This window comes from uncultured Methylobacterium sp. (assembly GCF_964251405.1).
Taxonomy (GTDB): Bacteria; Pseudomonadota; Alphaproteobacteria; order Rhizobiales; family Beijerinckiaceae; genus Methylobacterium.
On the sequence record NZ_CAXUJR010000010.1, the window covers coordinates 21863 to 34184 of the forward strand.

At 69.0% G+C, this 12322-nt stretch carries 9 protein-coding genes and 1 pseudogene; 4 read left to right on the forward strand and 6 right to left on the reverse strand.

What is annotated here, in order from left to right; translation table 11 throughout:
* Positions 1 to 815 precede the first annotated feature (815 nt).
* Positions 816 to 2423 (forward strand): annotated as a pseudogene (locus ACFE7U_RS03430) (diguanylate cyclase domain-containing protein); the annotation flags it as partial.
* Between the two features lie 73 nt (positions 2424 to 2496).
* Here ACFE7U_RS03430 and ACFE7U_RS03435 read toward each other — a convergent pair.
* Positions 2497 to 3714, reverse strand: coding sequence for a phosphopentomutase (locus tag ACFE7U_RS03435; protein WP_375408349.1), 1218 nt, complete (start codon positions 3712 to 3714; stop codon positions 2497 to 2499).
* Positions 3715 to 3730: 16 nt separating this feature from the next.
* Entirely contained in the window at positions 3731 to 5374 is a 1644-nt protein-coding gene (locus tag ACFE7U_RS03440; protein ID WP_375408330.1) for an ABC transporter ATP-binding protein, read from the reverse strand.
* Between the two features lie 117 nt (positions 5375 to 5491).
* Here ACFE7U_RS03440 and ACFE7U_RS03445 point away from each other — a divergent pair, with 117 nt between their 5' ends.
* The 3 genes from ACFE7U_RS03445 (at position 5492) to ACFE7U_RS03455 (ending at position 8123) form a co-directional block, all read left to right on the forward strand.
* Positions 5492 to 6388 (forward strand): lytic transglycosylase domain-containing protein, encoded by an 897-nt coding sequence (locus ACFE7U_RS03445; protein ID WP_375408331.1) that lies wholly within the window; start codon positions 5492 to 5494, stop codon positions 6386 to 6388.
* Positions 6389 to 6592: 204 nt separating this feature from the next.
* Positions 6593 to 7480, forward strand: coding sequence for a L,D-transpeptidase (locus tag ACFE7U_RS03450; RefSeq protein ID WP_375408332.1), 888 nt, complete (start codon positions 6593 to 6595; stop codon positions 7478 to 7480).
* A gap of 106 nt (positions 7481 to 7586) precedes the next feature.
* A complete protein-coding gene (locus ACFE7U_RS03455; protein ID WP_375408333.1) occupies positions 7587 to 8123 on the forward strand; it encodes a Dps family protein in 537 nt (178 codons plus the stop codon).
* A gap of 107 nt (positions 8124 to 8230) precedes the next feature.
* On the opposite strand, the gene ACFE7U_RS03460 is transcribed toward ACFE7U_RS03455, so the two are convergent.
* The 4 genes from ACFE7U_RS03460 to ACFE7U_RS03475 all read right to left on the reverse strand — a co-directional run bounded on the left by ACFE7U_RS03460 (position 8231) and on the right by ACFE7U_RS03475 (position 12166).
* On the reverse strand, positions 8231 to 8428 hold the full coding sequence (locus ACFE7U_RS03460; protein ID WP_375408334.1) for a hypothetical protein: 198 nt from the start codon (positions 8426 to 8428) through the stop codon (positions 8231 to 8233).
* A 168-nt stretch (positions 8429 to 8596) separates the two neighbouring features.
* On the reverse strand, positions 8597 to 8968 hold the full coding sequence (locus ACFE7U_RS03465; protein WP_375408335.1) for a DUF6481 family protein: 372 nt from the start codon (positions 8966 to 8968) through the stop codon (positions 8597 to 8599).
* 112 nt (positions 8969 to 9080) lie between these two features.
* A complete protein-coding gene (locus ACFE7U_RS03470) occupies positions 9081 to 9290 on the reverse strand; it encodes a cold-shock protein (protein ID WP_055889794.1) in 210 nt (69 codons plus the stop codon).
* 227 nt (positions 9291 to 9517) lie between these two features.
* Complete coding sequence (locus ACFE7U_RS03475; protein WP_375408336.1) at positions 9518 to 12166, reverse strand: bifunctional acetate--CoA ligase family protein/GNAT family N-acetyltransferase; 2649 nt, start codon at positions 12164 to 12166, stop codon at positions 9518 to 9520.
* Between the last annotated feature and the right edge of the window lie 156 nt (positions 12167 to 12322).

The window sequence follows — 12322 nt, forward strand, 5'->3', positions numbered from 1 at the left end:
GAGAGGATTTGATAACGCGAACGTGATCGGATGGTGCCAGGGCAGTTCAGGAAAAGAGCTCGGTACGTCGATGGAGAAATCTCCCGGAATTCGGCTCTCGGCGTGGAAGGCGCAGATCGACGCTCTCGTCGGCTCGCAGGACGTCGTCGACGAACGCATCCTGGGCAAGCAGATCGAGTCCCTCTACGGCCCCGTGCGGTCGCTCGTGATCGGCGCTTTCTGCTGCACCCTCGTGGGCATCGTCGTGACTGCGCACACGGGCAGCTCCATCCTGGCGGGTTTCGTCATTCTCATGAGCGTCGTCGCGGCCGGGCGCCTCCTGCTCATCGAAGGCTATCGCAAAGCCAGGTCTCAGGATCGCGTGCGCGATGCGGTGCATGTCTGGGAGCGGCGATACCGGGTCAGCGCGTGGATCCATGCCGCCAGCGTCGGAGGCTTCGTCCTGGCCACGTTCACCGTGAGCGACAACGTGGTCGATCATCTCGTCGTGGTCGCCCAGATGTGCGGCTACACGTCCGGCGTGGCGTCCCGCAATGCCGGAAGCCTGCGGATCGCAACGGGCCAGCTCGTCCTCATCCTCACGCCCGCGATCATCGGCTCCGCGATGGTCGCTGAGCCGATGCATGCGACGCTCGCCCTGATCATGATCCTCTACCTCGCCGCCGCGATCGAGATCGTTCACTACCACCACGCCAACACCCTGCGGCTCCTCATCCTGAACGACGAGAAAAGCGCATTGGCGGGCGAGCTCGCCGTCCAGAACGAGCGCTTCGACGCAGCCCTCAGCAACATGTCCCATGCGCTCTGCATGGTCGATGCCGACCAACGGTTCGTGGTCGTCAACCAGCGGTTCTGCGAGATGTTCGGCTTGAGCGCACCGCTGGTCCAGGGCGCGACGGTCCGGGACATCGTGAACCGGGCCTCCAGCCTCCTGAATGGGGCGTCCCAGGAGGCCGCGCAGATCGCGGCGCATTTCGAGGACCGTCTGAACAGCCGGCAGGCCTCGTCCTCCATCCTCAACCTCGCGGACGGCCGCATCCTCGCCCTGTCGCAGCAGCCGGTCGGCGGAGGCGGCAACGTGGTGATCATGGAGGACGTGACCGAGCGCCAGGCGGCCGAAACGCGCATCACCCGCATGGCCACGCACGACGCGCTCACCGACCTTCCCAACCGCACGCTCTTCCACCAGCGCCTCAACGAGCGCCTTTCCGGAGGCGGTCCGGCAACCAGCCTCTTCGCGGTGCTCATGCTGGACCTCGATCGCTTCAAGGCCGTCAACGACAGTTTCGGTCATCCGGCCGGAGACGCGCTGTTGCGCCAAGTCGGGCAGCGCATCGGCCTGACGCTGTGCGAGCGGGATACGGTCGCGCCTGGGCGGCGACGAGTTCGCGATCCTCGTCGCCGACGTGTCGAAGTCCGGCGTTCACGACCTCAGCACGCGCCTGATCGCCGGGCTGTCGAAGCCCTACGACCTCGATGGGCAGGCCGTCGAGATCAGCGTGAGCGTCGGTGCCGCCCTCGCGCCGCACGATGCGTCGAGCCCGGAAGACCTGCTCAAGAAGTCGGATATGGCTCTCTACCAGGCCAAGGCGGAAGGGCGCGGGGTGCTGCGGTACTTCTCGCCGGTGATGGACGCGGAGCTGCAGGTCCGGAAAAGTCTGGAGCGCGATCTGCGCCGTGCCCTGGATCGCGACGAGTTCGTGCTCCACTATCAACCCCAGGTCGATCTCGCCACCGGGCGGATCGTCGGCGTGGAAGCCCTGGTGCGCTGGGACCATCCCGTCCGCGGCCGCGTCGGGCCCATCGACTTCATTCCCTTCGCCGAGGAAACCGGCCTCATCGTGCCCATCGGCGCCTGGGTCGTGCGCCAGGCCTGCCTCGACGCGGCGTCGTGGCCCGGCGACATCCACGTGGCGGTCAACCTTTCGCCCATGCAGTTCGACGGCGGCGATCTCTGGGAAACGATCCTGGACGCCCTGGCGACCTCGGGCCTTGATCCCCAGCGCCTGGAGCTCGAGATCACCGAGTCGACACTCCTGGCCAATACGGAGGCCACCGTCGCGGTGCTTCACCGGCTGCGCGACCGGGGCATCCGGGTCGCCATGGACGATTTCGGCATCGGCTACTCGTCCCTTGCCTACCTGCGGTCCTTTCCCTTCGACAAGATCAAGATCGACCGCACCTTCGTGAGCGAGATCATGACGAGCGACGACTGCGCCGCCATCGTCCGCGCCGTCGCCGGGCTCGGCCAGAGCCTCGGTGTCGCCACGACGGCCGAAGGGGTGGAGACGAGCGCGCAGCGGGACATGGTGAGAAAGCAGGGCTGCACCGAGATGCAGGGCTATTACTTCAGCCCTCCCCGTCCGGCCTCCGATATCGTGGCCATGCTGAAAGCACAGGCCGACGCTTCGCCGCTCGCCGCCTGAAGCGGTCTACCGGCAGCGTCACCGAACGGCGACGACTTCGTTCCGGCACGTCCGCGGAGGTCCGATCGCCTCACCAGGCATGGCCTGCCGGCAGCGGGGGCAGGCCGAGATGGCGCGCCACCGCGGCGCCGATATCCGCGAAGGTCTCGCGCCGGCCGATCGGGCCAGGAGCGACGCCCGGTCCGAAGGCGAGGATCGGCACCTGCTCGCGGGTATGCTCGGTGCCCCGCCAGGTCGGGTCGTTGCCGTGGTCGGCGGTGATGACGCAGAGGTCGCCCGCCCCCATCGCCTGCCGGATCTCGGGAACGCGCGCGTCGAAGGCTTCGAGCTCGGCCGCATAGCCCGGCACGTCGCGCCGATGGCCGTGCTCGGTATCGAAATCGACGAGGTTCACGAAGACGAGCCCACCTTCCGTCAAACCATCGAAGGCGACGAGCGCGGCATCGAGGCAGGCGGCGTTGCCGGCGGCCTTGATCTCCAGCCCGGTGCCGCGATGGGCGAAGATGTCGCCGATCTTGCCGACGCTGACCACGTTGCGGCCGGCGGCGTCGAGCCTGTCGAGGAGGGTCTCCTCGGGCGGGGGCGTCGCGTAGTCCCGGCGGTTGGGCGTGCGCCGGAATCCGAGATCGGGCGTTCCGGTGAAGGGTCGTGCGATGACGCGGCCGATGCGGTAGGGGTCGCAGAGGTCGCGGGCCAGCCGGCACAGGGCGTAGAGACGATCAAGCCCGAAGGCCTCCTCGTGGGCGGCGATCTGGAAGACGCTGTCGGCGGAGGTGTAGCAGATCGGCTTGCCGGTCAGGAGGTGCTCCTCGGCGAAACGGTCGATGATCGTGACACCGGAGGCGTGGCAATCGCCCAGGATACCGGGGACTCGGCCGGCCACGATCAGCGTGCGGGTCAACTCGGGCGGGAAGGCAGGGACCGTCTCCGGGAAATGACCCCAAGGCTCCTGCATCGGAAGCCCGGCGATCTCCCAGTGACCGGAGGGCGTATCCTTGCCGGCGGCGATCTCGACCGCGTGCCCATAGGCGCCGGTCGCCGCGCCGCCGGGGGCGAGGCCGGGCGGCATTCTCCCGCTGGCGTCCGCGGCGGCGAGGCCGAGGCCGAGGGTGGAGAGATGCGGCAGCCGCAGCGCGCCCGCGCGCAGGCCCAAGCGATCGCCCTCGCCCCTCGCGCAGGCCTCGGCGATATGGCCGATCGTGTCCGACCCGGCGTCGCCGTAGGCTGCGGCATCCGGGGCACCGCCGATGCCGACGGAATCGAGGACGATGAGGAGGGCGCGGGCCATGATCTGCTGTCCCCGCTCAGACAGGAACCAGGTCTTGGGGAGGCACATCTTCGACAGTCTCGGTCTCGAGGTCGAAGGCGGCGGCGAACAAGGCCCGCGTATAGGCCGTCCGGGGATCGGCGAAGATGGAGGCGGCCGGGCCCTCCTCGACGACACTGCCGTTCTGCATGACGAGCACGTAGTTGGCGAGCGCCCGCACCACCTTGAGGTCGTGACTGATGAAGAGGTAGGCGAGCTTTCGCTCTCGCTGCAGGTCGCGCAGCAGGGTCACGATCTGCGACTGGACCGAGCGGTCGAGCGCCGAGGTCGGCTCGTCGAGGACGACGAAGCGGGGCTTGAGCACGATCGCCCGGGCGATGGCGATGCGCTGGCGCTGGCCGCCGGAGAATTCGTGCGGATAGCGGTCCATGGTTGCCGGATCGAGGCCGACCTCGTTGAGCGCCCCGGCGACGATGGCTTTGCGCTCGGCCCGCGAGCGGGCTTGGCCCTGCACCACGAGCCCCTCGGCGATGATGTCGGCGACGGTCATGCGCGGCGAGAGCGAGCCGTAGGGGTCCTGGAAGACCACCTGCATGTCCTTGCGCAGGGGCCGCATGGCGGCGACGCTCAGATCCTCGATCTGCCGGCCGAGGAAGACGATCGGCCCCTCGCTGGCGGTGAGACGCAGCAGCGCCAGGCCGAGCGTGGTCTTTCCCGACCCGGATTCGCCAACCACGCCCACGGTCTCGCCCTCGCGAATGTTGAGCGAGACGCCGTCCACCGCCTTGACGTGACCGGTGGTGCGCCGGAGGAGCCCTTCGCGGATCGGGAACCAGACCTTCATCGGGCCGGCCTGGAGCAGCAGGGGCGCGTCGAGCGGCACCGGGTTGGCGCGGCCCCTGGGCTCGGAGGCGATGAGGCGGCGCGTATATTCGTGCTGCGGGTCCGAGAAGATATCGGCGACGGGGCCGGCCTCGACGATGCGCCCGGCGAGCATCACGCAGACACGGGACGCGATCCGCTTCACGATGCCGAGATCGTGGGTGATGAACAGCATCGCCATGCCGAGCCGCTTTTGCAGGTCGGCGAGCAGGGTCAGGATCTGGGCCTGGACGGTGACGTCCAGCGCCGTCGTCGGCTCGTCGGCGACCAGCAGGTCGGGCTCGCAGGCGAGCGCCATGGCGATCATCACGCGCTGGCGCTGGCCGCCCGACAATTCGTGCGGATAGGCCCCGAGGCGGCGCTCGGCATCGCGCAGGCCCACGAGGTCGAGGAGTTCGAGGATGCGCGCTCGCGCCTTGCGCCCCGAGAGCCCGCGATGGACCTCCAGCACCTCGCCGATCTGCCGCTGGATCGTATGCAGCGGGTTGAGCGAGGTCATCGGCTCCTGGAACACCATGGTGATGTCGGCACCACGGATCTTGCGCAGATCGCGTTCGGCAAGTCCGAGAAGGTCTCGGCCTTTGAACACGATGCGACCCGAGGGGTGGACCGCGCCGCCGTCGAGGAGGCGCAGGATCGAGAGAGCGGTGACCGACTTGCCCGAACCCGACTCCCCCACCAGCGCCAGGGTCTCGCCGGGATGGATCGCGAAGCTGACGCGGTCGACCGCCAGGGTCTCGCGCTCCCGCGACCGGAAGGCGACCGACAGGTCTTCGACGGAAAGCAGCGGGTCGGTCATCGGCGCCGGGGACGGGGTGGAACGGGGAACGGTCGACGGCTTATAGCGCGCCGTGCCCGGATCCGCGAAGTTGGGCCGTGCGATTGATCGCCCTGCCCATCGCGCTACAACCCCGCCGTGATCAGTCCCTTCCTCACACGACTCGCCGCGGCCTTGATCCTGGCCGCCTGCCTCCCCCACGCGGCCCGTGCCGAGACGGGCGGCGAGACCGTGGAACAGGCCCTGTGCCGGCTGATCGACGGCGCGGCGCGGACCCACGCCCTGCCGATTTCGTTCTTCACCCGATTGATCTGGCGGGAGAGCAGCTTTCGCGTCACCGCGGTCAGCCCGGTCGGCGCGCAGGGAGTGGCGCAGTTCATGCCCGGGACGGCCCGTGAGCGCGGTCTGGCCGATCCGTTCGATCCCGAGCAGGCGATCCCGCACGCCGCCCATCTCCTGGCGGACCTGAACCGGCAGTTCGGCAACCTCGGTCTCGCCGCCGCGGCCTATAACGGCGGGCCGGGACGGGTTTCGGCCTGGCTCGCCGGAACCGGGGGCCTGCCCGCAGAGACGCGCGCCTACGTACTCGCCATCACCGGCGCGCCGGCCGAGGATTGGCGGGCGGGAGCCGGCGTCGAGAAGCCGACCGCGCGGACGCCCGACGCCCCATCGGAGACGAAGGCCGCACCGCCGCAGACCTGCCTTCAGGTCACCGCCGACCTGCGCATCGCGCGCCGCGGCGACCGCTTCGCGCTGGGGATTGGCGGCAACGAGGGGCCGGCCGCGCCCTGGGGCATCCAGCTCGCCGGCAACTTCTCAAAATCCCTGGCCCTGCAGAGCTTTTCGCGGGCCCGTTCGCGCTATGCCGGGGTGATCGGCGAGGTCCGGCCGATGATCATCGGAACCCGGTTGCGCAACCGTGGCACGCGCGCCTTCTACCGCATCCGCATTCCCGCCGAGAGCCGGACGGCGGCCGAGAGCCTGTGCACCCGGATCCGCGGCGTCGGCGGAGCCTGCCTCGTCCTGCGGACGTGATGGCTGTTGCACGGGCGCGTCTCCGAGCTGGGAAGAAGCCCGTCGCGCGCAGAGTCGCACCGCTTTCTCCCCGCCCCCGCGTGACGGAGCGGCTGCGTCTTGCTAGGCCCCGACACATCCTCTTCTGGTGCTGTCCAAGCTCTTCCCGTCGCTTGCTCATCCTGACTTCTGCCGTCGACTGCCTTCAGCCCGAGTAGCCTCTCCATGACGAACCCGACCCGCCGCTCGCTCCTCTCCGGCGCCGCCACCAGCCTCATCCTTCTCGGCTCCTTTCCCGTGGCGGCGCAGCGCGGCCCCATCGGCGCGGACGGCATCGACGGCTACGGCTCCTACGACGACGACCGCCTCTACCGCGACGAGGCAGGGCAGCTCTATCGCCGACGGGACGGCCGCTACGTCCCCTATGGCGAACGAAGCGGTGCGGCGCCGCCCACCGCGGACCCGGACGCTGAGGCCGTTCCCCGGCGGCGCGTGGCCGAACCACGTCCGGCCGACAAGATCGCCGCCGCCCGGCCCCTCGACAATGGCCCGATCGACCACGCCCGCGCCTATGCGGCGATTCCCGACGAGCCCTTTCCCGTGGCCGCCTTCAATTTCAAGCGGATGAACCCGGTCTTCCTGCGCCAGGAGATCGCCTATACCGGGCGCGAGCCGGCCGGGACGATCGTGGTCGATCCGCGGGCGCATCACCTCACCCTCGTTCAGGGGAACGGGCGCGCCCGGCGCTACGGCGTCGGCGTGGGCAAGCAGGGCTTTTCCTGGTCGGGCGTCTCGACGGTGAATTCGAAGCAGGCCTGGCCGGATTGGTATCCGCCCAAAGAGATGATCGCCCGCACGCCCTCGCTGGCGCGGCAGGTGTCGCAGCTCCAGAGCGGTCTCGGCGTACCGGGTGGCTCACGCAATCCGCTCGGGGCCCGGGCCCATTACCTCTGGCAGGACAACAAGGACACGCTCTACCGCATCCACGGCACGCTTGAGCCGGAAACGATCGGCCGCAGCGTGTCCTCGGGCTGCATCCGCATGATCAACCAAGACGTGATCGACCTCTATGGCCGCGTCGAGATCGGCGCCCGCGTCGTCGTCCTCGGCTGAGACCTTCTGTCCACCTTCGGGAACCTCGCGGCCCGCGGCAGGATTGCTTCCGGACAAGACTGGGGCGGCGCTCGATGGCGCATGCCCACGACGGAGATCCTGGATCATGGCCAAAAGCGACACCGCGCGGTTGCGCGTCGATTCCGACCGCCTCAATACCCCGACCGACCTGGCACCCGAAGCGACCAAGGCGATCGCCGAAGGCCTCACCGTCCTGTTGTCGGACCTCTTCGCGCTCTACCTGAAGACCAAGAACTTCCATTGGCACATGAGCGGCCCGCATTTCCGCGACTATCACCTGCTCCTCGACGAGCAGTCCGTGGAGATCTTCGCGATCACCGACGACGTCGCGGAGCGCGCCCGCAAGATCGGCGGCACAACCCTGCGCTCGCTCGGCGAGGCCAAGGCGAAGTCACGGCTCACCGACAACGATGCCGAGTACGTCTCGCCGCTCGACATGATCGCGGAACTGCGCGACGACAACAAGACGCTCACCGCCAACATGCGCGAGCTCCACGAGGTCACCGACGAGCACAAGGACGTCGCCACCACGAGCATGCTCGAAGAGTGGATCGACCAGTCCGAGCGGCGCACCTGGTTCCTCTACGAGATCACCCGCAACGCCACGCAGACGGGTCACTGACCCTTTGTGACGATATGAAAAGGACCCCGCATCGATCGATGCAGGGTCCTTTTTCTTAGAACCACCAGACAGGTCGCTTCGCGTTTCCCCGCGAAAGTCATGCGCCGCTACGAGGCCGGGGTGATCTCGCCTTCGCGCACGGCACGTTCGCCTGTGCCGGACTTGATGCGGTAGAACGGCTCGCCGGTCTGGTCCTCCGGCACGAGCCGGATGATCTCGAACACATCCCCCGTATCGGTCTTGGCGTCGGCGTAGCCGATCCGCGAGCGGCGGACGCGCTGGCCGAGCTTGAACTTGTGGGACATGGTCGTTCTATCCTTTCGTGTCGCGAGCACACCGGAAGTGCCCTTCCTTCTCCCGCGAGAGATGGCCCGTCCGATCGGAACCGGACCTGGCCCTCGGGCCTTGCTGCGAGCGACGAGGCGGCGATCGCCTCGTCATGCAGCGCGTTGGAGTCCGTAGGACCCTGACGCTTACTTGCGGGTCTTGCCGGCCTTGGCCTTGCGGGCGGCATAGCGTGCGTCGCGCTGAGCCTTCTGCTCCAGGCGGGCGGCATTGGCGCGCTCGATCTTGTCGGCAGCCTCCTGAACCGCGGCAGCGGCCAGACGCTCGCGCTCGGCATCGGCCTCGGCAACGCGCTGGGCTTCCCTCTCGAGGCGAACCGCTTCACGGGCGGCAACGCGGATCTCGCGCTCACGAGCCACGGCCTCACGCTCGGCCTTACGGGCTAGGACAGCCGGGTCGTCCGCCGGCGGGCGGGCGCGAAAGCGAGCAAGCGCTGCCTCACGGGCCTCGGCCTGGGCCTTGAGGCGGTCGGTCATCGAATTTTCGTTGAATTGGCTCACACAGGGTCCTGGATTGGAAGCCGGCACAAAAGACGGCCTCGGAAACGAAGGAAGCCGCTCTCCCGTGAGGGAGAGCGGCCCTTGAGACATCAGGCCCGAAGGCCCGGAGGGCTCACGCGGACTGGAGGTTTCCGGCGGACTGCTTTCCGCTGCGCTTGTCGGTCTCCATCTCGTAGGAAACCTTCTGGCCCTCTGCGAGGCCACGCATGCCAGCGCGCTCAACAGCCGAGATGTGCACGAAAACGTCGTTTCCGCCGCCATCCGGCTGGATGAACCCGAAACCCTTTTGCTCGTTGAACCACTTAACAGTACCGACAGCCATAATCATCCTTCGCCCTTACGGGCATAGTTTATCGGAGAACCCGCGCGGGATCTGCGCGGGCTTCATCCGTGTACCGATGTTGAGAGAGAAACAGAGCGCGAGGGGCCCAGAGGGCGGCCCGGTCTAGAATCTGGCGCAGATCAGTCGTGACCTGATAGCCCTTCTCGATCGGTTTGGCAAATCATTTGCGACTTCGCGCCGGGCACGGTGCCAAGATTGCAAGCATTCTAGAGGGAAAGCTCGACCTTAACCACGCCTGCATCTTCCGGATCTGCCTTTGCGATAAAGCCCAATCGGCGGCACACCGCCAGCATCGGACGGTTTTCGCGCAGAACCGTTCCTTCGATCCGCTGCAGTCCCTCGGCGCTCGCCCAGTCGATCATCATCCGCATCAGGGCGTAGCCGAGGCCCAGCCCCTTGATGTCGCTGCGCACGAGGATCGCGTACTCGCCGCTGAGGTGGTTGGCATCGGCGTGGAGGCGTACGGCGCCGAGCATCGTCCCGGCTTGCGGATCCTGTGCCACGAAGGCGATGGCGCGGGCATAGTCGAGCTGGGTGAGTCGAGCCAGGAAGGCATGGTTGAAGTCGCGCACCGGCGCGAAGAAGCGCAGGCGCAGATCTTCCGCGCTCACCTGCTCGAAGAAGCCTTGGAACAGCGCCTCGTCCTCCGGGCGAACCGGGCGCACACGGATCGCCCGGCCCTTGAGGACGATGGCCCGCTCCCACTCGGCCGGATAGGGGCGGATGGCAAAGCGGGGGTGGTGAGTCCCGCGCGGGCGCTCTCCCGGACGCACGGTTTCAGGTGCCACCATCACGCGGCCGTCGAGGGCGAGCACCCCGTCGGCATCCGAGAGCAGCGGATTGATGTCGAGCTCGCGCACCTCCGGCAGGTCGGCGGCGAGCTGGGCGAGCTTGACCAGCACGAGGGCAAGCGCGTGGCGGTCCACCGCCGGCACGTCGCGATAGGCGGCGAGGCGGCGGGCCACGCGGGTGCGGTCGATGAGCTCGTCGGCGAGCCGCAGGTCGAGGGGCGGCAGGCCGAGCGCGCGATCGTCGATGACCTCCACCGCGGTGCCGCCGCGGCCGAACACGACGACGGGGCCGAAGACCGGGTCCTCGGCCAGCCCCGCGATGAGCTCGCGCTGCTTGCCGACCCGCACCATCGGCTGGACCGCGAAGCCGGTGATTCGCGCATCCGGGCGCGATCTCCTCACGCCCGCGACGATGTCGGCGGCCGCGTCCCGAATGTCGGCCTCGCTGGTGAGATCGAGGCGCACGCCTCCGACGTCCGACTTGTGGACGATGTCGGGCGAGACGAGCTTGAGGGCGACGGTGCCGCCCTGGGCGATGATGCTCCAGCCGGCCGCGGCCGCGGCGTCCGCGTCGGGGGCGAGTGTGAGCGGCAGGCTCGGGATGCCGTAGGCGGCGAGCACGCCCGCGACCGAGACGGGATCGAGCCACGTGCGCCCCTCGGCGAGTGCAACCTCAACGATCGCTCGCGCACTCTGCCGGTCGGGCAGGAAATCCCTCGGCAGCGAATCGGGCGTGCGCATCAGGTCATCCTGCGCCTCCCGGTAGCGCACGAGGTGCAGGAACCCCTCGACCGCTTCGGCATCGGTGGAGAAGCGCGGGATGCCGGCCTTGGCGAAGGCGGCCAGCGCCGCCTCGTCGTCGCCCAGCGACACGGCGAAGACCGGCTTTCGGCGTCCTTCCGCGCGACGCGCCGTCGTCACCGTCGAGGCGATCGCCCCGGCCACCCCGGCACTGTCGGACCGGGCGCTCGGCACGTGGATCGCCAGCACGGCGTCGGCCCCGTGATCGGCCAGCAGCGGCGCCAGGGCCGCCGCATAGCGCCCGGCATCCGCGCCGATGCCGAGATCGATCGGGTTGGCGCCGCCGTCCTCGAGCCGCGCCAGGATACCACCGCCATCGGCAAGCTGATCGGCGGCGAGCGCCCCGATCCCGTCGCCGTTGGCGAGGATGGCGAGGCGCTTGCCGGGAAAGGGGCGCTGCCGGCCCAGAGTCTCCACCGCCGAGAACATCGCGTCGAGGTTGGCGACGCTGAGGAGGCCCGCCCGGCGGAAGGCGGCCTCGTAGACCGAATCCGGTCGCGCCAGGGCTCCCGTATGGGTGAGGCTCGCCGCCCGGCGGGCCGCGTCGTCGGCCGGGTGACGGCCGGTGCGCAGCACCACGACGGGCTTGGCGCGGGCTGCTGCCCGGGCCGCCGACATGAACTTGCGGGCATCCCGCACCACGTCGATGGAGAGCAGGATGGCGCGGGTCCGGATATCGCCGGCGAAATGGTCGAGGCAATCGGCGACGTCGATGTCGCAGGCCTGGCCCAGGGTCATCACCGCGGAGAACCCGACCGCGCGCCGGGCCGCCCAGGCGACGATCCCCGCCGCAACGGTTCCGGATTGCGAGATGAGCGCGAGGTCGCCCGTCGCGGGAGCCCTGGAGAAGAGGCTCGCATCGAGCCTGGCGCTCGGCGAGGAAAGCCCGACGCTGCCGGGGCCGAGGAGGCGCAGCCCGTAGGGTCGCGCCGCCGCGAGGGCGTCATGGCAGAGGGCGTCACCCCCCTCCGCGGTCAGGAGCACCGCCGCCCGGACGCCGCAAGCCCCTGCCTCGTCGACGATGCCGGGGATCGCGGCGGCTTCGGCCGCGATCAGGACGAGATCGGGCGGTTCGATGTCGGCGAGACGATCCGCCGTGGCAACGTCGCCGGCCGCGGCACCGACCAGGGTCAGCCGGCCCTGAAACTCCCCTGCCCGCAGGTTGGCCACGAGCGCGTGCGCCGGCGCCGCCGACGCGTTTCCCGTCGCCACGACGGCCACGGACCGGGGCGCCAGCAGGGCGTCGAATCTGGATGTACTCATCGATCCGCGAGCCGGTTGGAGAGCGACCCTCGCTCGCCGGCGGGCCGAGCACAAGGGCTCCCGTGTCGCCGGACGGGCACGCGGTCGGAGGCGACGGAAGGCATCGGTGCATCGGGATCGATCCCACACCCGTCCGATGCGCCTCAGGCTCCCCTT